The 20,308-nt window shown below is 35.4% G+C and carries 23 protein-coding genes; 15 read left to right on the top strand and 8 right to left on the bottom strand.

Going from position 1 to position 20,308, the window contains the following annotated elements; translation table 11 throughout:
• Positions 1 to 20 precede the first annotated feature (20 nt).
• Together Q0X66_RS04400 and crcB are read right to left on the bottom strand one after the other, a co-directional pair.
• On the bottom strand, positions 21 to 359 hold the full coding sequence (locus Q0X66_RS04400; protein ID WP_297703591.1) for a P-II family nitrogen regulator: 339 nt from the start codon (positions 357 to 359) through the stop codon (positions 21 to 23).
• A gap of 280 nt (positions 360 to 639) precedes the next feature.
• Positions 640 to 1,011 (bottom strand): fluoride efflux transporter CrcB, encoded by a 372-nt coding sequence (crcB, locus tag Q0X66_RS04395; protein ID WP_297703589.1) that lies wholly within the window; start codon positions 1,009 to 1,011, stop codon positions 640 to 642.
• Between the two features lie 540 nt (positions 1,012 to 1,551).
• On the opposite strand from crcB, the gene Q0X66_RS04385 reads away from it, so the two are divergent.
• On the top strand, positions 1,552 to 1,938 hold the full coding sequence (locus tag Q0X66_RS04385) for a nucleoside triphosphate pyrophosphohydrolase family protein (RefSeq protein WP_297703585.1): 387 nt from the start codon (positions 1,552 to 1,554) through the stop codon (positions 1,936 to 1,938).
• 48 nt (positions 1,939 to 1,986) lie between these two features.
• Here the strand turns inward: Q0X66_RS04385 and Q0X66_RS04380 are convergent, their stop codons facing one another.
• A complete protein-coding gene (locus tag Q0X66_RS04380) occupies positions 1,987 to 3,099 on the bottom strand; it encodes a branched-chain amino acid aminotransferase (RefSeq protein ID WP_297703583.1) in 1,113 nt (370 codons plus the stop codon).
• Between the two features lie 60 nt (positions 3,100 to 3,159).
• Here Q0X66_RS04380 and Q0X66_RS04375 point away from each other — a divergent pair, with 60 nt between their 5' ends.
• The 10 genes from Q0X66_RS04375 to Q0X66_RS04330 all read left to right on the top strand — a co-directional run bounded on the left by Q0X66_RS04375 (position 3,160) and on the right by Q0X66_RS04330 (position 12,322).
• Positions 3,160 to 3,663, top strand: a complete 504-nt coding sequence (locus tag Q0X66_RS04375; RefSeq protein ID WP_297703581.1) for a DUF4920 domain-containing protein — start codon at positions 3,160 to 3,162, stop codon at positions 3,661 to 3,663.
• A gap of 1 nt (position 3,664) precedes the next feature.
• Entirely contained in the window at positions 3,665 to 4,357 is a 693-nt protein-coding gene (mnmD, locus tag Q0X66_RS04370; RefSeq protein ID WP_297703578.1) for a tRNA (5-methylaminomethyl-2-thiouridine)(34)-methyltransferase MnmD, read from the top strand.
• Between the two features lie 74 nt (positions 4,358 to 4,431).
• A complete protein-coding gene (locus Q0X66_RS04365; protein ID WP_297703576.1) occupies positions 4,432 to 5,391 on the top strand; it encodes a TIGR01777 family oxidoreductase in 960 nt (319 codons plus the stop codon).
• Between the two features lie 136 nt (positions 5,392 to 5,527).
• Entirely contained in the window at positions 5,528 to 6,091 is a 564-nt protein-coding gene (locus Q0X66_RS04360) for a nucleotide exchange factor GrpE (RefSeq protein ID WP_297703574.1), read from the top strand.
• A gap of 15 nt (positions 6,092 to 6,106) precedes the next feature.
• Positions 6,107 to 7,219 (top strand): molecular chaperone DnaJ, encoded by a 1,113-nt coding sequence (gene dnaJ, locus Q0X66_RS04355; RefSeq protein WP_297703572.1) that lies wholly within the window; start codon positions 6,107 to 6,109, stop codon positions 7,217 to 7,219.
• 520 nt (positions 7,220 to 7,739) lie between these two features.
• Complete coding sequence (locus tag Q0X66_RS04350) at positions 7,740 to 8,675, top strand: ABC transporter ATP-binding protein (RefSeq protein ID WP_297703570.1); 936 nt, start codon at positions 7,740 to 7,742, stop codon at positions 8,673 to 8,675.
• Positions 8,668 to 10,005: an ABC transporter permease gene (locus tag Q0X66_RS04345; RefSeq protein WP_297703568.1), complete on the top strand. Its 1,338-nt coding sequence runs from the start codon at positions 8,668 to 8,670 to the stop codon at positions 10,003 to 10,005. Before Q0X66_RS04350 ends, Q0X66_RS04345 begins: the two co-directional genes overlap by 8 nt.
• On the top strand, positions 9,990 to 10,220 hold the full coding sequence (locus tag Q0X66_RS04340; protein ID WP_297703566.1) for a hypothetical protein: 231 nt from the start codon (positions 9,990 to 9,992) through the stop codon (positions 10,218 to 10,220). The genes Q0X66_RS04345 and Q0X66_RS04340 overlap by 16 nt, the downstream gene beginning before the upstream one ends.
• A 49-nt stretch (positions 10,221 to 10,269) precedes the next feature.
• Entirely contained in the window at positions 10,270 to 11,148 is an 879-nt protein-coding gene (locus Q0X66_RS04335) for a DUF6268 family outer membrane beta-barrel protein (protein WP_297703564.1), read from the top strand.
• Positions 11,149 to 11,158: 10 nt separating this feature from the next.
• Positions 11,159 to 12,322, top strand: a complete 1,164-nt coding sequence (locus Q0X66_RS04330) for a sigma-54 dependent transcriptional regulator (protein WP_297703562.1) — start codon at positions 11,159 to 11,161, stop codon at positions 12,320 to 12,322.
• Between the two features lie 52 nt (positions 12,323 to 12,374).
• Here Q0X66_RS04330 and Q0X66_RS04325 read toward each other — a convergent pair whose 3' ends face one another.
• Positions 12,375 to 13,067, bottom strand: a complete 693-nt coding sequence (locus tag Q0X66_RS04325) for a hypothetical protein (RefSeq protein WP_297703560.1) — start codon at positions 13,065 to 13,067, stop codon at positions 12,375 to 12,377.
• A 190-nt stretch (positions 13,068 to 13,257) separates the two neighbouring features.
• Between Q0X66_RS04325 and Q0X66_RS04320 the strand changes: the two genes are divergently transcribed.
• From Q0X66_RS04320 to Q0X66_RS04310, 3 genes are all read left to right on the top strand, one after another.
• On the top strand, positions 13,258 to 14,139 hold the full coding sequence (locus Q0X66_RS04320; protein ID WP_297703558.1) for a PPK2 family polyphosphate kinase: 882 nt from the start codon (positions 13,258 to 13,260) through the stop codon (positions 14,137 to 14,139).
• Positions 14,136 to 15,533, top strand: a complete 1,398-nt coding sequence (locus tag Q0X66_RS04315; protein WP_297703556.1) for a M20/M25/M40 family metallo-hydrolase — start codon at positions 14,136 to 14,138, stop codon at positions 15,531 to 15,533. Before Q0X66_RS04320 ends, Q0X66_RS04315 begins: the two co-directional genes overlap by 4 nt.
• A 110-nt stretch (positions 15,534 to 15,643) precedes the next feature.
• Entirely contained in the window at positions 15,644 to 16,576 is a 933-nt protein-coding gene (locus tag Q0X66_RS04310; RefSeq protein WP_297703554.1) for a peptidylprolyl isomerase, read from the top strand.
• 524 nt (positions 16,577 to 17,100) lie between these two features.
• On the opposite strand, the gene Q0X66_RS04305 is transcribed toward Q0X66_RS04310, so the two are convergent.
• Positions 17,101 to 17,742 carry a peroxiredoxin gene (locus Q0X66_RS04305; protein ID WP_297703552.1) on the bottom strand — a complete coding sequence of 214 codons (642 nt, stop codon included), beginning with the start codon at positions 17,740 to 17,742 and terminating at the stop codon, positions 17,101 to 17,103.
• A gap of 186 nt (positions 17,743 to 17,928) precedes the next feature.
• Here Q0X66_RS04305 and Q0X66_RS04300 point away from each other — a divergent pair, with 186 nt between their 5' ends.
• Positions 17,929 to 18,474 carry a YfiT family bacillithiol transferase gene (locus Q0X66_RS04300; RefSeq protein ID WP_297703550.1) on the top strand — a complete coding sequence of 182 codons (546 nt, stop codon included), beginning with the start codon at positions 17,929 to 17,931 and terminating at the stop codon, positions 18,472 to 18,474.
• A gap of 20 nt (positions 18,475 to 18,494) precedes the next feature.
• Here Q0X66_RS04300 and Q0X66_RS04295 read toward each other — a convergent pair whose 3' ends face one another.
• The 3 genes from Q0X66_RS04295 to Q0X66_RS04285 all read right to left on the bottom strand — a co-directional run bounded on the left by Q0X66_RS04295 (position 18,495) and on the right by Q0X66_RS04285 (position 20,274).
• A complete protein-coding gene (locus Q0X66_RS04295; RefSeq protein ID WP_297703548.1) occupies positions 18,495 to 19,037 on the bottom strand; it encodes a GNAT family N-acetyltransferase in 543 nt (180 codons plus the stop codon).
• Entirely contained in the window at positions 19,028 to 19,582 is a 555-nt protein-coding gene (locus Q0X66_RS04290; protein WP_297703546.1) for a thioredoxin family protein, read from the bottom strand. Before Q0X66_RS04290 ends, Q0X66_RS04295 begins: the two co-directional genes overlap by 10 nt.
• Positions 19,583 to 19,902: 320 nt before the next feature.
• The gene (locus tag Q0X66_RS04285; protein ID WP_297703544.1) at positions 19,903 to 20,274 is read right to left on the bottom strand and encodes a PUR family DNA/RNA-binding protein; all 372 of its coding nucleotides are present in this window, start codon (positions 20,272 to 20,274) and stop codon (positions 19,903 to 19,905) included.
• Positions 20,275 to 20,308 lie beyond the last annotated feature (34 nt).

The raw sequence follows: 20,308 nt of genomic DNA, 5'->3' as shown, positions 1-20,308 counted from the left end.
AAGTATTAGTTAGTGACTTTTTAGTTGATTCCGGCCTGGCCGTTTTCCTTGGTTCTTATTCGAAAAGCTTGTAAGACATCAGAAACAAAGACCTTTCCATCACCTACATTTCCTGTATAGGCGGCTTCCAGTACCGTGTTTATTGTTCTTTCAAGAAATTCATCGGACACGACGATTTCCAGATACCTTCTTTGGATGTCTGTGGTACTGTATGAAATACCCCGATAGACATGTCCTTGTTTTTCATTTCCTACTCCAGTTACATCCCAGTAACTAAAGAAATTTACCTCAATTTCATGAAGTGCTTTTTTAACATCATCAAATTTGGATTTTCTAATAATTGCTTCAACTTTTTTCATTTTTAAATTTTATTGTTGATCGCGGCAAATATATATTAAAATAATTAACACCCCATAAAAGTTTGGGGTGGTTATGTAATTTTTATATAAATTTTAATTAAACCCCTTTAATTTTGAGGGTATACTATTAAAAAGTTAATAATTTGTTTATTTGATGATTTTGTGGGGGAGTATTAACTAAATTTGTAGGAAAGCCAAAAAACCTACTTATTATTTCAATTATGAAGAGGTTTATAAATTACTGTTAATAAGGTAAATAGCATTTAAATACCGGTGGTAGTTATATTAATCTGGAGAGCCAAAGTCCCAATACAACCGCGAGAACGCCAACTGTAATACTACTTAAAGTATAAAATGAAAAGTGTAGTAATTGACCGGATTCAAGCAATCCGTGATTTTCTAAAGTAAATGCTGAAAAAGTAGTAAATCCACCGCAAAAGCCGGTAGATAGAATCAGGATTTGATCTTTTGAAAGAAGATTTCCTTTCATTGATGTACCCAGAATAAAACCAATTATTAGGCAACCAATAATATTAACCAGGAATGTGCCTAGGTAGAAATTATGAAAATAATCGTTGAAGGTTTTGCCAATAATAAAACGAAGAAAGCTACCAAACCCACCCCCAATAAAAACAAGTAAGAATTGTTTCATACCCTAAAGGTAAAAAACTAAATTGCTTTTTTGTAATTGGTTGGATTTAAATCCAGAGGATAAATTTTACTTAATGATTGCTCTGAAATACTTTTCTTTAACTTATTCACTCTCTGTCCAGCATTAGATACGCTAAAAAATAAAAGTGCAGCATTCAAAAGTATTAGAATAAAAAGAATTGTTAAAAAAGTGGTCATTATTAGAATGATAATATAATTGGTTAACGCAAAATTACTTCTTTTCTTGTATTATACGAATGAAACAGCAATAATGTTGTCAATCACCGCATTTTTGTGGTGTTTTTAGTAAATATGTTAATTTTTGAGGATGTACTTAATTAAAAATAAGAATATTACGAATATTATAAACACAATTCCTACCCACTTTACCCCCCGGTAATTTTTAGCGTGAAGTTTTTTGTCTTTTCGATAAGAAATTATCAAGATCAATGTGAATAACAAAATAAAAACTACCGCAAATATTAGTTGTCCTGTGCTAAACATATTCATTATTTTTACGCAAAACTAAAACAAAAAAACCATGATAAAGAAAATTGCTTCTGTTGAAATTTTTCATAAATCCTTTGGGCTAGGAGTATCCCAATCTATGAAAGCTGATCTGGGTGCTGTAAAGAACAAATTGAGATTTGACCTTATGGACGAAGAAAATAAGGAATATCTAGAGGCAGCACAAAACAATGATTTGGCAGAGGTAGCAGATGCTTTAGGGGATATGCTTTATATTCTATGTGGAACTATTCTGGAACACGGTATGCAACATAAAATTGAAGAAGTGTTTGAAGAAATACAGCGCAGCAATATGAGTAAATTAGGAAAAGATGGTAAGCCAATTTATAGGGAGGATGGTAAAGTGCTTAAAGGGCCAAAATATTTTAAACCAAATATTCAGGCTATTCTGGATAAATAAAACGGACACTAAACTTTAGTGCCCATTTCTTTTTGTTTTATTGGAATACTATACCTTGTACCTCCATCCAAACTTATCCTCAATCTTATTATATTGTATATCCAATAGTTGTTGCTTTAGGATTGATGCATATGAATTTTCAATTTTTGGTAATTCGTAGCGTTCTTCTTTATAGCCAAAGCCCAGTATTGGATTAATCACCGCTGCTGTTCCACTACCGAACATTTCTTTTAAAGAATTATTCTTTATGCCATTAACCAGTTCAGACACTTTTATAGGTCTTATTTCTACTTCAATTCCCCGGGCTTTTGCCAATTTAATGATGCTTTTTCTGGTTATACCATCCAAAATTCTATCACCTGTTGGACAAGTAATTAGTTTGTTATCTAGTCGAATAAAGATATTCATGGTACCGGCCTCTTCAATGAACTCATGTGTGCTGGCATCTGTCCAAACCACTTGTTGATACCCTTCTTCCTTCGCAAGGTTGGTTGGATAAAACTGTCCCGCATAGTTACCGGCGGCTTTGGTAAAACCAAATCCACCATCTGCGGCCCTGCTATATTTTTCGGCAATCTTTACTCTTACTTCACCTCCGTAGTAGGATTGTGCTGGTGAGCAAATAATAATAAATTTATATTCTTCAGAGGGAGAGGCAATGATACCTGCTTGTGTGGCTATAACAAAAGGACGGATATATAAAGAATTACCTGCCCCTGGTTTAATCCACTCCTCATCTAATTGTAAGAGCTTTTTAAGACCGTCAAAAAAATATTCTTCAGGAAATTCAGGCATTGCAAGACGGACACTTGATTTATTTATACGCCTGTAGTTTTCATCCGGTCTAAATAACCAAACACCACCTTGATCATCCTTGTAGGCTTTCATCCCTTCAAAAACTGCCTGACCATAATGAAATACCCTGGAGGAAGGTTCCATTTGCAAAGGCTGATAAGGAATTATTTTGGGAATTTCCCATGCACCATTTCTATAATCACAGACGAACATATGATCTGTAAAATACGCACCAAAAGGTAGATGATCAAAATTAACCTTACTAATCTTAGATGTTTCAGCCTTCTCGACTATCAGGTTTTTTGCTACTGTATCCATTGAAGTCACTTTTTCCAGGATTAAAATTAAACAATTATCACCTTTCATGACTTCTTTTTTCGAGGAAAAATCACCAGTTTTGCAGATGGGACATAAATATTATTAATAATGAAAAGTTTTAACATTTTACTTGTGTTTTTAGTACTGTTAGTGGGTTGTAAGAATAAACAAAAGCTATCTGAGGAAAGTGAAAATGTCCAAAATGAAAAGAATTATGCTTCATTTGGCAAGTTAATTGACTTCAAAGGTGCTATTGGAAGCGAAGAAATGCTAGATGAATTTCAGTCACTTAAGGATGCAGATACATTGGAGACAAAGTTTTCAGCCACAGTTACTGATGTTTGTAAATCTAAAGGTTGCTGGATGAAACTGAATTTGAAAAATGGAGAGGAAGTAATGGTGAAGTTTAAAGATTATGGCTTTTTTGTGCCCAAGGATATCGAGGGCAGGGAAGTTGTTGTAAATGGAATTGCTTTTGTAGCTAACATGAGTGTTGATGACCAAAAGCATTATGCCGAAGATGCTGGCAAATCCCAGGAAGATATTTCTCAGATTAAAGAACCTAAAAAAACTTTTGAGTTTGAGGCAGATGGGGTACTAATAGGGCAATAAGTTGATAAGAAAGATAATTACGACAGGAGATGGTTCTAAAACCATCCAAATACAGGATTGGAACGAGCAATATCATTCCATACACGGGGCAGTAAATGAGGCTTACCATGTTTTCATCGATAAAGGTTTTACATATTTAACCAATGAGGCCATAAGTATTTTGGAGATTGGTTTTGGAACAGGTCTTAATGCCCTTATTACTTTGATTGAAGCCGAAAAGAAGAACAAAATAGTTGATTATACCGGCATTGAGGCATATCCCATATCTATTGAGGAGATATCACAATTAGACTACATCGAAACTCTAAAAGCAGATGCTTTTAGAGAAGCCTTTTTGGAAATGCATAGAAGTTCCTGGGAAAACAAAATAGTAGTTAGGCCGCATTTTTCATTTAACAAACAAAAAAAGGACTTCCGAGAAATTTCTGACAGTAATCTTTACGACCTTATTTATTTTGATGCCTTTGGAGCCAGGGTACAACCAGAACTTTGGACAGAGATAATTTTTGAAAAGATGTACAATGCTCTTAAAGAAAATGGGGTTTTGGTAACCTATTCGGCTAAAGGAAGTGTGAGAAGAGCCATGCAAGCCGTTGGTTTTATTGTTGAACGGTTACCCGGACCACCTGGCAAAAGGGAAATGCTGAGAGCCATCAAAGTATCTGGAGAAACTAATTTTAGCAATAATTCATAAACGATACTGTTAAATCCAAATTAAACCTGATTGCCACGGGTATAAAAACCAATATCTTTGGCAAAAATTATGCGATGAAAGTTTTAATCACCGGGGCCACTGGTTTAATAGGGAGCGCGCTAACCGATTTATGTCGTGAAAAAGGGATTTCAGTAAATTATCTTACTACTGATAAGTCAAAAATTAAAAATGAAAAGGATTACCGCGGATTTTATTGGGAGCCAAAGATAAATGAGATAGATGTAAATTGTTTTGAAGGAGTTACAGCAATAATTAATCTGGCAGGGGCTACTATTGCTAAAAGATGGACTAAATCGTATAAAAAAGAAATTCTATCAAGTAGAGTAGATAGCTTAAAGACACTTTATATTGCTCTTAAAAATCTGAATCTGGAAGAAAGAATATCATTTATTTCGGCATCTGCCATAGGTATCTATCCAAATTCCTTATCTAATTTTTATACCGAAGAAGAAACAAGCTTAGATTCTAGCTTTTTAGGGGATGTAACTCAGATTTGGGAAAAGGAAATCGATAAATTTCAGGATCTTAAAGTTACTGTTACCAAAATACGGATAGGTCTCGTTCTGTCATCAGAAGGGGGAGCCTTGCCAAATATGGCCAGCGCGGTTAGAAGATATTTAGGAGCTTCATTTGGTTCAGGTAGACAATGGCAATCATGGATCCATGTGAATGATCTGGCCCGTATGCTCCTATTTGTAGCTGAAAATAGATTGCCCGGTATTTATAATGGCGTTGCGCCAAACCCTGTTACTAACTCAAAAATGGTTAAAGAATTGGCCAAGGTCCTTGATAGACCCTTGTTTTTGCCCAATATACCTCAATTTGTAATGAGACTTATCCTTGGTGAGATGTCTTATCTGTTATTTGTTAGTCAGCGTGTGAGCAGTAAAAAAATAGAAAAAAAAGGCTTTAATTTTAAATTTAATAATATTTGCAGAGCGCTGGAAAATATATACTTAGAGGAAGTTAATGAGGATAATCCGGATGATGTATTGGCCAAAGAATATGTATAGATTTTAACAAAGAACCCGGCAGATAACTTTTGAACATCCTTCAATCAGGATGTTTTTTTTGTGACATTTTGACATTTTTCAAGAATTGGCAGTACTTTTGCCATCCTAATTTGAGGTTTATATAAAGCTATATTAAATGAATAAAAAAGATAAGTCAGAAGAGATAAATGAAATGATACCCGAAGAACAGGAAATACAGGATGAGCAGGATTTGGTATCAGATCCAAATAAGCACCCAGAGGAAATAAAATCCATTGAAGAACAATTACAGGAAGATCTGAATAAAGAAAAAGATAAGTTTTTAAGACTTTTTGCGGAGTTTGAAAATTACAAAAAACGCACTACGAAAGAACGTATGGACCTTTTTAAAACTGCCGGTCAGGAAGTCATAGTAGCCCTGTTACCTATCATGGATGATTTTGATAGGGCTCTAAAGGAAATTTCTAAGTCTACCGATAAAGAATCGTTTAAAGGAGTGGATCTTATTAGCAACAAATTTAAAGAAACTCTTAAGTCTAAGGGATTAAAGGAGATAATAACCAAAGAAGGCGATGCTTTTGACGCCGAAGTGCATGATGCAATTACTCAGATTCCGGCCCCTCACAAAAAGTTAAAAGGTAAAATCATAGATGTTGTTGAGAAGGGATTTAAACTTGGAGATAAAATAATCCGACATCCAAAAGTGGTTGTTGGAAATTAAATTTACAAAAGACTTATGAAGCAGGATTTCTACGAAATATTAAGTATTTCCAAAAATGCCACAGCAGCCGAGATTAAAAAAGCATATCGCAAAAAAGCGATAGAATTTCACCCTGATAAAAACCAGGGAGATCCCGAGGCAGAAGAAATGTTTAAAAAGGCAGCAGAAGCTTACGAAGTTCTGAGTGATCCGGATAAGAAAGCCAGATATGATCAATATGGGCATGCTGCTTTTGAAGGCGGCGGTTTTGGTGGTGGAGGTATGAATATGGAGGATATCTTTAGCCAATTTGGTGATATTTTCGGCAGTGCATTTGGCGGTGGATTTGGAGGATTTGGAGGTTTTAGCGGTGGTCAACGCAGGATGAAAGGCAGCAATTTGAGAATTCGTGTTAGTTTAACCCTTGAAGAGATTGCTCATGGTGTAGAGAAAAAGGTTAAAGTGAAGCGCAAAAAGCAGGCTGCTGGCGTGACCTATAAAACTTGCACTACTTGCAATGGTGCAGGGCAGGTAACAAAAATAACCAATACAATTCTGGGTAGGATGCAAACGGCAGCTACTTGCAGCAGTTGCGGCGGAAGTGGACAAATAATAGATAATAGACCAAGTGATGCTGACGCTCAGGGCTTGAAAATAGTTGAAGAGACAGTTTCTATAAAAATACCACCCGGTGTAGAGGAAGGCATGCAGCTAAAAGTTTCCGGTAAGGGTAACGAAGCTCCTGGTAATGGAATAGCAGGCGATTTGCTGGTGGCCATAGAGACAATCGAACATGGATCCTTAAAAAGAGAAGGTGATAATTTGCATTATGATTTATACATAAGTATTTCGGATGCGGTTTTAGGTACCACCAAGGAGATTGATACTGTAACAGGTCATGTTCGCATTAAATTAGAATCCGGGATTCAGTCGGGCAAGATTCTAAGATTAAGGGGAAAAGGTATTTCCAGTATCAATGGTTATGGGACAGGCGACCTTTTGGTGCATGTAAACGTCTGGACACCAAAGGAACTAAATAAGGAGCAACGTGAATTTTTTGAGAAGATGCAGCATAGTGAGAACTTTGAACCTAAGCCTGAAAAATCAGATAAATCCTTTTTTGAAAAAGTAAAGGATATGTTCTCTTAACGAATTAAAGTTTTCTTTTTAAATAAAAAACGTATATTTGAATCAATATTGGGAAACCAATATTAATTTTCTTTTTCATAGCAATTTTTTTCCCATCCTTAATTCTTTTAAGGGTGGGTTTTGTTTTTTATGCGTTTGGACAACATATAACATTGCTCTTTTTTATTATAAAATTGATTATAAGTCGATTAATTATCTGGATATTATATTGACAATCTTTGATCTTATCAGAAATTTCGATTCTATTTCGCTTTATATACTATAGGAATATAAAATAAGAATGATAGATACAGGCTTTTATCGGCAAATCAATGAGGTGCAAAACAAAATGTTAAGAATTACAAAACCATTTTAATGCATTTCTATATCTTTGAATCCTATAAAAAGGGAATGATAATAGATTCTGATTTGTTAGCTTAATAATATTGTAGTCGTTGTAATTGTAATTTTTTCTAACTTAACTCAAAACTCATTTTGAACACTTTACTTATACAATCAAAATGTAACAAAAATTGCCTGAATGAATAACATCCTTGTTGCCAGTAATGTTACTAAAAAATTTGGCAACCAATTTGCACTAAACAATGTTTCACTGGCAATACCAAAAAATAGTATTTGCGGCCTTTTAGGCCCCAATGGCGCTGGTAAAACAACTTTATTAAGGATAATAAATCAGATTACCTATCCGGATTCCGGTGAAGTTATGTTTGATGGAGAACCACTGCAACCACATCATATTGCACTTATTGGTTATCTTCCTGAAGAAAGAGGCCTCTATAAAAGTATGAAGGTTGGCGAGCAGGCACTATATCTTGCCCAGCTTAAGGGATTGAGCAAATCTGACGCCAAACAGAAGCTTAAGTATTGGTTTGATAAACTGGAGATAGGGGATTGGTGGAACAGGAAAATTCAGGAACTCTCAAAAGGTATGGCACAAAAAATTCAGTTTATTGTAACAGTTCTTCATGAGCCTAAACTCCTTATTTTTGACGAACCTTTTAGTGGTTTCGATCCTATAAATGCCAATATTATAAAGGATGAGATAATAAATCTAAAGGAAAAAGGGGCGTCTATTATTTTTGCAACTCACAGAATGGAATCTGTTGAAGAACTATGCGAATATATCGCCTTGTTGCATAATGCAGAAAAGATTTTGGACGGCAGGCTTGAAGATATCAAAAAACTGTACAAAAACAATATGTTTAGAGTAGGGCTTGAATTGGAAAATGGAGAAAATTTTTTAGATCTGATTTCCGATAAATTTGATATATCCCATTCTCACCATGATATGAACAGAAAGCAGTTAGACTTTACAGTTCAACTGCCCACAGATGATACCAGATCTTTTTTGACATTTTTATCTTCAAAGTCGGTCATTAATAATTTTGTAGAGACCATCCCTACCGTTAATGATATTTTTATTCAAACAGTACAACGCAAAAATGACCATGAATAAATTATCTCTTATCATTAAACGCGAATATCTGGCCAAAGTTCGAAACAAATCATTTGTGATCATGACTTTTCTAAGTCCCATACTGATGGTGGGAATGATCGTGCTTGTTGCTTATCTCACCAAGGTAAATGATAGTCAGAAGAGAATAATTGCGGTATTTAATGAAAGTGATTATTTTTCTAATGACTTTAATACTACCGAAAGAACTTCCTATATTTTTTTTAAAGATTTGTCATTGCAAGCCGCTAAGGATTCTACTTTAAGTCTTGGCTTTTCCGGTCTTTTACATATTCCTAATCACAGCGACCTTGAAGAGGTAGCCCAAAGTTCTTACTTTTATTCAAAAGAAGCTCCAAATAGTTCTGTTCTGGATCCTTTGGAATATATATTTGAAGAACGCTTAAGACAAAGAAAACTTATAGATATTGGGGTTTCTACAGAGGAATTTACTACAATAAATGACAGATTCGAAATTAATATAGCAACTTTCACAGGAGAACAGAATTTAAAGGGGATAAATGAAATGAAAGCCTTTGTGGGGGGCGGTTTTGGTTATTTGATAATGATGTTTATTATAATTTACGGTGGTTTTGTGATGCGCAGTGTTATTGAAGAGAAAACGAGTCGTATTATTGAAGTAATAATCTCATCAGTAAAACCATTTCAATTAATGTTAGGTAAAATTATCGGGACTTCCTTAGCGGGAATAACACAATTTACAATCTGGATAATTTCTGCATCCTTGTTGCTTTTTGTAGTTTTTTTAGTTTTTGGAATTGATCTGACGGGTCTGAGTGATCAATCTGGCACATCTCCGAATCCTATGAATAGTATTTCGCCTTTACCACCAGCGCCAGATACAATGCAATTGTATGCAATCGAATTCCTGGAGATACCTTGGTTTATGCTTATTTCTCTTTTTTTGGTGTATTTTATTCTCGGATATTTAATTTATAGCTCAATTTATGCCGCTATTGGGGCAGCGGTGGATAACGAGACAGATACTCAGCAATTTATTTTTCCTATAATACTTCCTTTAATGTTGGCCATTTATGTTGGATTCTTTTCCGTATTTAGCAACCCCAATGGTCCTATTGCTGTTGCGTTTTCACTATTTCCGTTAACCTCACCAATTGTTATGCTGATGCGTTTACCCGGAGGGATTGGAGAAGGCGGGGTTCCATTGTGGCAGGTAATTCTATCCATTATATGCTTAATTGTAACTTTTATTGCTATCGTATGGCTTGCTGCTAAAATCTACCGGGTGGGAATTTTAATGTATGGTAAAAAACCTACTTATAAAGAACTGTACAGATGGCTAAAATACTAATAATGCAAGATGAGAAACCTGGCAAGGTAGAGAATTTTATTCGTGAAGAGGTTTGGGACTCCAGCCTTTTATTTTCAATCCATTTTTATATTAATGACAGTTTTAATGCGTTAAAGATAAAAGGCAGAATCCGGTATGTAATTGACTCTAAATTCCAGGAAAATAATATCAAAATCCCGTTTCCTCAAAGAGATGTTCACTTATTTAAAAAATAAAAGCTTAATATTAATTGATGAATTGTTATAGTAAGTCTAGAATAATAAGATGGTAAAACGTATTGGATTATTCTGGTTCTTACTTTTAGTAAGTGGAATTTGTTTTGCTCAAAGCACGGATATTTTGAGAGTTGAATATACTTCGCTCCCGAAAGAAGAAACGGGTAATGCAGCATCGCGATACCGATTTTTACTAAATGTTCCTATTAAGGTTGGCTTAGATAAGTATTTGGTATTAGGGGGTGAGTTTAATATTATTGATTTTGATATCACTCAGGATTATCCATTTGATTCCAGTGAGTTGAGTACCCTTTATGTCATTGATCTTAATGTGGGTTATATTTTTAAATTCAATGAAGACTGGCGATTTGTGGGCATTGTAACTCCAAGAATAGCATCTAATTTGGTAAATGGCCTTCAGGGAGATGACTTTTTATTAAACCTTACTGCTACTATGTGGAAGGAGAAAAAGGATGTTGAGAAACCCTTTAGATTAATATTAGGCCTGACTTATAATAGTACTACCGGTCTGCCTTTTCCCCTACCTCTAGTGAGCTATCACAAACGGTTTCACAGGTCCTGGTCGTACTCCCTGGGAATTCCAAGGACGGATATAAAATATCACATTAAAGATAAACACATCTTGCAAATGGCACTATTTTTGGACGGTTACTTTGTAAATGTGCAAAATGACATTCTTTTGCCGGATGGTGAGCTTGGATCCTCTGTTTCTCTTTCGGCTATTGTTGGCGCTGTTGGTTACCAATATAAAATTAATAAGCGTATGTCTTTTTATGGAGTTGGCGGAATTACGATAAACCAACGAGGTTTGCTGAGAAATAGTAAGAGGGATAAAGTATATACCTTAACTGAAAAAAAGGCTGGAAGTCTTTACTGGAAAGCGGGATTTAAAATTTCAATTTTTTAATAATAAAAACATGTCAAAAATACTTGTTATAGAAGATGAAGCAGCTATCCGCAGGGTTTTAGTTAAGATTTTATCTGAAGAAAGCGAAATGTATGAATTGGATGAGGCAGAAGATGGTTCACGTGGTCTGGAAATGATTAAAAAAACGGACTATGACCTTGCCCTTTGTGATATAAAAATGCCTAAAATGGATGGGGTTGAAGTTTTACAGGCAGCAAAAAAAATAAGACCGGAAATACCCTTTATAATGATTTCAGGACATGGGGATTTGGATACTGCTGTAAATACAATGAGGTTGGGGGCTTTCGATTACATCTCCAAACCACCAGATTTAAACAGACTTCTAACTACAGTTCGGAATGCGCTGGATAAAAAGGAACTTGTTAAAGAAAACAAGATCTTAAAGAAAAGAGTTAGTAAAGGCTATGAAATGATTGGTCAAAGTAAGGAAATTACCACTATCAAGGAGATGATAGATAAGGTTGCGCCAACAGATGCAAGAGTTTTAATTACCGGATCAAATGGTACCGGAAAGGAACTTGTGGCCCATTGGCTACATGAAAAAAGTGATCGTAGTAGAGGACCATTTATTGAAGTAAATTGTGCGGCAATCCCTTCAGAATTGATTGAAAGCGAATTATTTGGTCACGTAAAAGGGGCCTTTACTTCGGCGATCAGGGATAGAGCAGGTAAATTTGAGGCTGCGAATAAAGGAACTATCTTTTTGGATGAGATTGGAGATATGAGTCTTTCCGCTCAGGCCAAAGTACTTAGAGCCTTGCAAGAGAGTAAAATTTCAAGGGTTGGTACGGACAAAGATATTAAAGTTGATGTGCGTGTAATAGCTGCAACCAACAAGGATCTTCAACATGAAATTGCAGAAGGAAAATTTAGGGAAGATCTCTATCATCGTTTGGCCGTTATACTCATAAATGTACCATCTTTAAATGACAGAAGAGATGATATTCCGCTCCTAATAGATCATTTTACTGCCAAAATTGCCTCTGAGCAAGGGATAGTTGACAAAAAGTTTACCAAAAAGGCTATTGAGCTTTTAAAAAGTTATGATTGGACAGGTAATATTCGTGAATTAAGAAACGTAGTGGAACGCCTGATTATACTTGGGGGTACAGAAATTTCCGAAGAAGACGTTGCCCTGTTTGCAAGTAAATAGTTGATTTGGGCATAGGTAAACTTTTATAGTTCTCTTAGGAAATCCTTCCGCACTATTTATTACAATCCTTTAATTTGTCAAGTGCTATTGCCGTAATTTGTTGTGTTCTAAAATTGTAATACTTTTTCGCTTCGCTAAGATTCGGCTTTAGAAGTTCCTGTTCACAATGTGCATAAATTTTGCTTGCAAACTCATAGGCCTCTTTGCATTCTACACTGATGACAACCTCATTCAGAGAATTTTGATAATTTACAAGCGACAGATCAATTTTTCTTTCCAATTCCTTGCCCACTGGCATAACCATACTTAATTTTTCTTTTTCTGCATTTTTTGTATTCATCACAAGCATATCATTGGCATATAAACTTCCCTGGTGTTCATCGTGTTCTCTTATAGCTTCTAGGCTTCCCGAAGAATTATCCAATGCTCGTGCTAAAAGAATTTTAGCGCTGTTTAAGGAAGAGACTCTAGTGGCTTTCTTTAGGTTATCCAAACCTTCATAAATACTCTCTTTAGCATAATCGCAACCGCAGGCTTCAATTTGCTCTTTCGATTTTTCAATGGCATTAAGTGCTTTATAAGCAAAGAAACGCGAAGAATTAATGTCTTCCGCGGCAAGAGCGCGTTCTGTTTGGGACTTGATGTACCCAATATTCGACCCTGCATATTCACAGGCTTTACTCATATCAAAAGAAGACATAGAGAAAAGCACAAGGAACATCAGAATGGTACATAAGACCTTCATAGCTTCAGAGTATTAATTATGTAAAATTTAGGCAGGGTAAAGATAAAGAGAGTAGCCCCCGGCGCCTTATTTATTCGTTTAATTAACCGGTCTTTCCTGATTAAAGGTCGAATGGCACATTATTAAGGATAAAAGGTTATTTTTAAATTTGAGCCTTTTTTAGGACAACAAAATATTATATATTCAACTCATGAAGAAAATCGATATAGCGGCCTACAAGATAGTTTCCGAAATAAAATTAGCAGATCTCAATACTTTGGAAAATCTTGAAAGTACAGAAAAGAAACTCAAAAAAAAACTTGAAAAATTGCGTGAAGATTTAGGTGATTTTCAAAATAAGCTATACGCACATGGCAAATATGCCGTCCTGATTTGTTTTCAGGGGATGGATACCTCAGGTAAGGATAGCCTTATTCGTGAGGTGTTTAAAGATTGCAATGTTAGAGGAGTGGTTGTTCATAGCTTTAAGGTACCGACGGAACTTGAACTGGATCATGATTATATTTGGAGACACTATATTGCACTCCCACCAAAAGGAAAATTTGGAGTATTTAACAGAACCCATTATGAAAATGTTTTGGTAACTAAGGTCCATCCTGAGTATATTTTAAACGAGAATATTCCAAATATAAATTCGGTGGCAGATATTGATAAATCATTTTGGGACAAACGATATAAACAGATTATTGATTTTGAGCGCCATATCACGGAAAATGGTACCCTTGTATTCAAATTCTTTTTAAACATTTCTAAAGAAGAACAAAGACAGCGCTTATTGAGAAGATTGCGGCTGCAAGATAAGAATTGGAAATTCTCACCTGGTGATCTAAAAGAGCGCAATCTTTGGGATAATTATCAGAATTGCTATGAGGAAGCCATTAATAGAACGTCTAAAACCAATGCACCGTGGTTTGTTATTCCCGCTGATGATAAGAATGCTTCGAGATTAATAGTAGCTAGTATATTGCTGGAATCGTTAAAAAAATACAAAGATATTAAGGAACCAGAGCTTGATGATAAAATAAAGGCTAATATTGAAACCTATAAATCCCAATTAGAGAAAGAAGAATGAAAAATTTATGCCTACTACTTCTATTAATGGTTGGAACTGTCTGGTCCCAAACGGATGACAAAGAACAGTTTAAAGCAATTTACAATACATCGCTTACTCAAGGTAAGGCTTATAATTGGTTGAATTATTTATCCAATCAGATAGGAGGTCGACTTTCAGGTTCTGTGCAGGCTGAACTGGCAGTGAAGTATACCAAACAAAAATTGGATTCCCTCGGACTGGATCGGGTGTGGTTACAACCCGTAATGGTTCCTAAATGGGTTAGAGGAGTACCTGAATTTGCCTATATTGAAAGTAAACCGGGAATTACCAATAATGTGCCCATTTGTGCATTGGGTGGGTCCGTTGCCACCCCTTCTGGTGGCATCAAGGCAAATGTTATTGAAGTAAGTGGTATTGAAGAATTGGAAAAGCTCGGGCGAAGTAAAATTGAAGGTAAAATTGTCTTTTACAATCGCCCTATGGATCCGGCGAAAATTAAAACATTTGAGTCATATTCTGCAAGCGTGGATCAAAGGTATTCCGGGGCTAAAGAAGCTTCAAAATATGGAGCAGTAGGGGTTATTGTTCGTTCTATGAGCCTTCGTCTGGATGATTATCCTCATACCGGACTGATGAGTTATGGGGAAATTCCTTTAAATAATAGAATTCCTGCCGCCGCAATAAGTACCAACGGTGCTGAATTGTTAAGCACTACATTACAACTTAATCCGGGGATAAAATTTTATTTTAAGCAAAATTGCAGGCAAATGCAGGATGTTCAATCCTATAATGTTATAGGAGAGATAAAGGGCAGCACATATCCCGAAGAAATTATAGTAGTTGGTGGACATCTTGACTCCTGGGATCTTGGTGATGGTTCCCATGATGATGGTGCCGGCTGTGTTCAGAGTATGGAAGTTCTTCGGTTATTGAGAATAACGGGATATGCACCTAAGCGAACAATCCGTGTGGTACTTTTTATGAATGAAGAAAACGGTTTAAGAGGTGCAACTACCTACGCGGAGATTGCATTAAACAAAAAAGAGAAACATGTATTTGCGTTGGAAAGTGATTCAGGGGGCTTTACACCCAGAGGTTTTTCTTTTGACTGCCAGGAAACGGATTTTGCCAAAATTTTACAATGGAAACCTCTTTTTGAGCCATATCTAATTCATTTGTTTGAGAAAGGAGGAAGCGGTGCGGATATTGGTCCTTTAAAAAATGACCAAATTGTACTTGCGGGATTGCGACCCGATTCACAGCGGTATTTCGACCATCATCATGCTGAGATTGATACATTTGAACATGTTAATAGACGTGAACTTGAACTTGGTGCTGCCACAATGGCTAGTTTGGTATACTTATTTGATAAATATGGTACAAGTTCAACAAATATTGAAGGAGGTAAATAGTACCAAGCTACTATTTCTATATTACCCCCAAATGCAGGTTATAAGAAGGCCAAAATGAGCACCTGTAAATATAAATTTATTACATTTGCAGCTTATTAAAAAAATGAGATATGCAAGACGGAATTTACGCAAAATTCAATACTTCAAAAGGAGAAATAACTGTAAAGTTAGCTTATGATAAAACCCCTGGTACCGTAGGTAATTTTGTAGCATTGGCTGAAGGAAACCTGGAAAATAGTGCCAAACCAAAAAACACACCTTATTATGACGGACTTAGTTTTCACAGGGTAATCCCGGATTTTATGATTCAAGGTGGTTGTCCTCAGGGAACCGGAACAGGAGATCCCGGTTATAAATTTGATGACGAATTTCACCCGGATTTAAATCATGCAGGACCAGGAGTGCTCTCTATGGCTAATGCAGGTCCCGGCACAAACGGCAGTCAGTTCTTTATTACACATATCGCTACGCCATGGTTAGATAATAAACACACCGTTTTTGGAAATGTTATTGAAGGACAGAAGGTTGTTGATGAAATTGCTCAGGGAGATTCTATTAATAGCCTGGAGATTGTTCGTGTTGGAAGCAAAGCAGAATCATGGAATGCGGTTGAAGCCTTTAAGTCCTTTGAAAGTTCAGGGGAAATTAGATTACAGGAAGAAAAGAACAAAGCAGAGGCAGAATTGGAAAAAGTTGCTTCTGGATTTGATAAAACAAACAGTGGACTTCGTTACAAGATTCTTAAAAATGGAGATGGTAATAAAGCAACAAAAGGAAATACTGTTTCTGTTCATTATGAAGGTTCATTGACTAACGGACAAGTATTTGATTCGTCCTACCAGCGCAAACAGCCTATTGATTTTCAATTGGGAACAGGACAGGTAATACCTGGATGGGATGAAGGAATTAGTATGTTAAAAGTTGGTGATAAGGCACGTTTTGTAATTCCATCTGAACTTGGTTACGGGAGTGCTGGTGCCGGGGGTGTAATACCTCCTAATGCTACGCTGGTTTTTGATGTTGAGCTTATGGAAGTTAAATAAATAATCATATTCTTATAAAAATACTAGAGAAGTAGAGACCTTCGATAGCTCTATATAATTAAGTAAAACTTCTTTCAATTTTTTGAAAGAAGTTTTTTATTTAACCCTGTTTGCACTAAAAACAAGTAGAATTAAATTGATAGCCAGTAAAAAGAAGAGGATTACAAAAAAAATAGACATAGTAACTTATTAAGGTTATTTAATGGGGAACCTTCTTACTTATATAACACCTTTGTGGTTGAAAACCCTACCTGTTAACCATTTATTAAATTATTTCATGGAGTTGTTTACAAAAAGGGGGAATGTCATATTGTATAATCTAATTATAAAATTAAAGAAGGTTGAACAAAAGACCAAGCCTAACCTTAGTTAGATATCAACATTTGTTAATCATTTCTGTATTCGGGTTCACAGCATCCAAACTTTCAAAAAGTTAGGGTTGGGATCAACCAATTTTATAGTCTTATAATTAGAAAAAAAAAGCCTCCTGTGATCAGAAGGCTAATATTCATACTAAAGTTCATTTATACCGCCGTAGGATCCGGTGTCATTCGTAAGTAAGGTTTAATTTCTTCTACTCCTTTGATAAACATATCTCGTGCTTCATCAGTTGATATAGATGGACTTACTACTACATCCTCCCCATGGTTCCAGTTGGCCGGAGTAGCCACTTTGTGATAGGCAGTTAGATGCAGAGAATCTATGACCCTTAATAATTCGTGAAAATTACGACCGGTAGAAGCAGGGTAGGTAATAATAAGTTTAACCGTCTTATCCGGAGCTATTATGTATACCGAACGCACCGTAAGATTATTGTCGGCATTAGGATGTATCATATCATATAATGAGGAAACTTTCTTGTCCTCATCCGCAATTATAGGAAAGTTAACCGTTGTATTTTGTGTCTCATTAATATCCTTTATCCATTCATTGTGGGAATCTTTACCATCAACACTAAGGGCTAACATCTTTACATTTCGTTTGTCAAATTCTGCTTTAAATTTAGAAGCTGTCCCAAGTTCAGTTGTACAAACAGGGGTGAAGTCAGCTGGATGCGAAAAAAGAATACCCCATCCGTCACCTAAATAATTATAAAGATTAATTGTTCCTAAAGAGCTTTCAGCAGTAAAATCAGGGGCAATGTCACCCAATCGAATTGTAGCCATATTTAATTTTTTTAAGTTGAAATTTAAAAGTGTATAAAATTAGTAGTTAATGAAATGATTTTGGTCAATATCAGGTTAAATATCTATTAAAGTTTAGTGAATTAAACAGTCCTGACTTCTGAAAACAAAAAAATGCTATAAATGTTGAGCTTGGTTACAGGAAATCAAAATCACTATTTTTGAAATATGGAAAAAATAGAACTGGATGCATTGCGGTATCCCATTGGTAAATTTGAAGTGCCTTCTTCAATTTCTGCAGAGCAAGTTTCTGAATGGATTAATATTTTGGAACATTACCCAAATAGATTGGAATTACTGGTAAATGAATTGTCAAATACTCAATTAGAAACTCCCTATAGACCTGGCGGGTGGACTGTGCGACAGGTTGTTCATCACGTTGCCGATAGCCACAACCATAGCTATATTCGCTTTAAGTGGGCATTAACAGAAGAAACTCCTATAATAAAACCCTATCTTGAAAAGGAATGGGCAGAGCTTTTTGATACACGGACGGCCCCTGTAGAATTATCGCTAAATCATCTCAGAGCAGTACATGCCAAATTGGTATATTTACTTAAAGGGCTTTCTTCTTCAGATTTGAAAAGTAGTTTTATACATCCAGAGAGTAAAGAATCAACTACAATTGTAGAAAATATTGGTCGATATGTCTGGCATGGTAACCATCATTACAGCCATATTAAAAATCTTTTACAAAGAGAGGGTTGGAATTGAAAGGGCAGAGTAAATAAATCTCAACTAATAAACTGAGGTTTTTTTACTTTTTTCATTAGTACGAACATCGGCTTTTGTTTGTCCAAAACCTGATCAAATTTCAATTGCTTTATTTTTAGGATATTATATCCGTTTTTAAGATAGAATTTCAATGCTGGCCCTATTTGCATAGTTTCCAACCAAATTAGTTGTTTGTTAGAATTTAGGCAGTATTTTTCAACCCAACGCAGTGCAAGGCTCCCTATCCCAAAGCCTGAGAATTCATTTAAGATATATATTTTTTCGAGTAATATGGCTTCCTTTGAATTATATTGTTTTATTGGAGCACCATTGATAAGTTTAAGAATGCCAACCGCTGTATCTCCCTTATAGATTAGACAAAGAGATGATGAATTATCTTTCAATTCATGTCTTACCACATCTAAGGTAAAGCTTTCTTCAATGTAAGGAGTAGGATCATTATTTTCCCATAAGTGCAAATAGTGCTCTTTGTATGCCTTTATTCCTAGTTTACAATAGAGCTCACAGGTTTCACTTGTTACGGCTTCAAATTTTATTTCCATTTTATATTACAACCTATACTCGGTTTTTGAATCGGATTTATTGGTTTATTGTTTAACAAAGCCTCTATAGCATTACTTAGATCCAATCCGGTTGAGGGAATCCCATTTCCTGGTCTGGAATCGTCTAATTGGCCCCTATAAACAAGTCTTAGGTTTTGGTCAAAAAGATAAAAATCCGGAGTACATGCGGCCTCATATGCCATGGCCACTTCCTGTGACTCATCAAATAAATACGGAAAACTATATCTTTCTTGTAATGCTGTTTGTTTCATAAGTTCGGGGGCATCCTGAGGATAATTTACCACATCATTACTAGAGATAGCTATAAAAGCTATTCCCTTAGATTGGTAAGTAACTGCCAATTGTACTATTGTAGAATTTAGGTGTTTAACAAAAGGACAATGATTACAGATAAACATGATCACCGTACCTTTTTCCCCATTTATTTGATTAAGACTGACAATTTTGTCATTTGTGGTATCCGGTAAAGTAAAATTAGGGGCAATTGTACCTAAAGGCAACATATTGCTTGGTGTTCTTGCCATCTTTTAAAGATTTTTTAGAGAGGACTAAAGTTAGCATTTATATAGCAAATAGAAAGCGATATCGTTAACACTAATTACAACAACTATTAATTGTTATCTGGTTTAATATTAAGGTTAGTATTTCCATAAAGGGATATTTGATCATTTTTGTATCCAAAATTAATGAGGTAAGAACAGTTTTGTTTATCCACGAATATCGGCTAGTAAATTATTCCCAAAGGTAATCCTGCTTTTGTCTGAATGATATACCCCGGGCTTCAGGGCATAAAAAAACGATCTTTGAATACAAGGATCGTTGAGTTGTTTAATTGATTAGAGTTTTAGAGTTCATCAAAATCTAAATCTGTGAATTTATCTTTGGAAGAAATCTCACCATTCTGACCCGGCTCTTCCTTTTTGAAGTCCTTTTGATGTCTTTCTGAGATGACTTCATGCCCTTTCTCGTTAATTATATAGTCCATCATTTCTTCCATGATCTCTCTAAATGATTGAAAGTCTTCTTTATAGAGATAAATTTTGTGTTTCTTATAATGAAAGGAGCCATCATCATGCGTAAACTTTTTACTCTCCGTAATGGTCAGATAATAATCTTCTGCCTTTGTACTCCTAACATCAAAAAAATATGTCCTTCTCCCAGCTCTTAAAACTTTTGAGAAAATTTCTTCCTGATCCATGAAATCTTTATCGCTCATTTGTTAAATATCTAGTTAGTATTTAAAGCTAAAA

This window comes from uncultured Eudoraea sp. (assembly GCF_947260015.1).
GTDB lineage: Bacteria > Bacteroidota > Bacteroidia > Flavobacteriales > Flavobacteriaceae > Eudoraea.
The sequence above is the reverse complement of the archived record's forward strand: the minus strand, read 5'-3'. Positions and strand labels throughout refer to the sequence as shown.

What these genes read in the sequence shown, in the direction of transcription:
- Q0X66_RS04400 (WP_297703591.1), bottom strand. Translation starts at nt 359, where the DNA reads ATGAAAAAAGTTGAAGCAATTATTAGAAAATCCAAATTTGATGATGTT.
- crcB (WP_297703589.1), bottom strand. Translation starts at nt 1,011, where the DNA reads ATGAAACAATTCTTACTTGTTTTTATTGGGGGTGGGTTTGGTAGCTTT.
- Q0X66_RS04385 (WP_297703585.1), top strand. Translation starts at nt 1,552, where the DNA reads ATGATAAAGAAAATTGCTTCTGTTGAAATTTTTCATAAATCCTTTGGG.
- Q0X66_RS04380 (WP_297703583.1), bottom strand. Translation starts at nt 3,099, where the DNA reads ATGAAAGGTGATAATTGTTTAATTTTAATCCTGGAAAAAGTGACTTCA.
- Q0X66_RS04375 (WP_297703581.1), top strand. Translation starts at nt 3,160, where the DNA reads ATGAAAAGTTTTAACATTTTACTTGTGTTTTTAGTACTGTTAGTGGGT.
- Q0X66_RS04365 (WP_297703576.1), top strand. Translation starts at nt 4,432, where the DNA reads ATGAAAGTTTTAATCACCGGGGCCACTGGTTTAATAGGGAGCGCGCTA.
- Q0X66_RS04360 (WP_297703574.1), top strand. Translation starts at nt 5,528, where the DNA reads ATGAATAAAAAAGATAAGTCAGAAGAGATAAATGAAATGATACCCGAA.
- dnaJ (WP_297703572.1), top strand. Translation starts at nt 6,107, where the DNA reads ATGAAGCAGGATTTCTACGAAATATTAAGTATTTCCAAAAATGCCACA.
- Q0X66_RS04350 (WP_297703570.1), top strand. Translation starts at nt 7,740, where the DNA reads ATGAATAACATCCTTGTTGCCAGTAATGTTACTAAAAAATTTGGCAAC.
- Q0X66_RS04345 (WP_297703568.1), top strand. Translation starts at nt 8,668, where the DNA reads ATGAATAAATTATCTCTTATCATTAAACGCGAATATCTGGCCAAAGTT.
- Q0X66_RS04340 (WP_297703566.1), top strand. Translation starts at nt 9,990, where the DNA reads ATGGCTAAAATACTAATAATGCAAGATGAGAAACCTGGCAAGGTAGAG.
- Q0X66_RS04335 (WP_297703564.1), top strand. Translation starts at nt 10,270, where the DNA reads ATGGTAAAACGTATTGGATTATTCTGGTTCTTACTTTTAGTAAGTGGA.
- Q0X66_RS04330 (WP_297703562.1), top strand. Translation starts at nt 11,159, where the DNA reads ATGTCAAAAATACTTGTTATAGAAGATGAAGCAGCTATCCGCAGGGTT.
- Q0X66_RS04325 (WP_297703560.1), bottom strand. Translation starts at nt 13,067, where the DNA reads ATGAAGGTCTTATGTACCATTCTGATGTTCCTTGTGCTTTTCTCTATG.
- Q0X66_RS04320 (WP_297703558.1), top strand. Translation starts at nt 13,258, where the DNA reads ATGAAGAAAATCGATATAGCGGCCTACAAGATAGTTTCCGAAATAAAA.
- Q0X66_RS04315 (WP_297703556.1), top strand. Translation starts at nt 14,136, where the DNA reads ATGAAAAATTTATGCCTACTACTTCTATTAATGGTTGGAACTGTCTGG.
- Q0X66_RS04310 (WP_297703554.1), top strand. Translation starts at nt 15,644, where the DNA reads ATGCAAGACGGAATTTACGCAAAATTCAATACTTCAAAAGGAGAAATA.
- Q0X66_RS04305 (WP_297703552.1), bottom strand. Translation starts at nt 17,742, where the DNA reads ATGGCTACAATTCGATTGGGTGACATTGCCCCTGATTTTACTGCTGAA.
- Q0X66_RS04300 (WP_297703550.1), top strand. Translation starts at nt 17,929, where the DNA reads ATGGAAAAAATAGAACTGGATGCATTGCGGTATCCCATTGGTAAATTT.
- Q0X66_RS04295 (WP_297703548.1), bottom strand. Translation starts at nt 19,037, where the DNA reads ATGGAAATAAAATTTGAAGCCGTAACAAGTGAAACCTGTGAGCTCTAT.
- Q0X66_RS04290 (WP_297703546.1), bottom strand. Translation starts at nt 19,582, where the DNA reads ATGGCAAGAACACCAAGCAATATGTTGCCTTTAGGTACAATTGCCCCT.
- Q0X66_RS04285 (WP_297703544.1), bottom strand. Translation starts at nt 20,274, where the DNA reads ATGAGCGATAAAGATTTCATGGATCAGGAAGAAATTTTCTCAAAAGTT.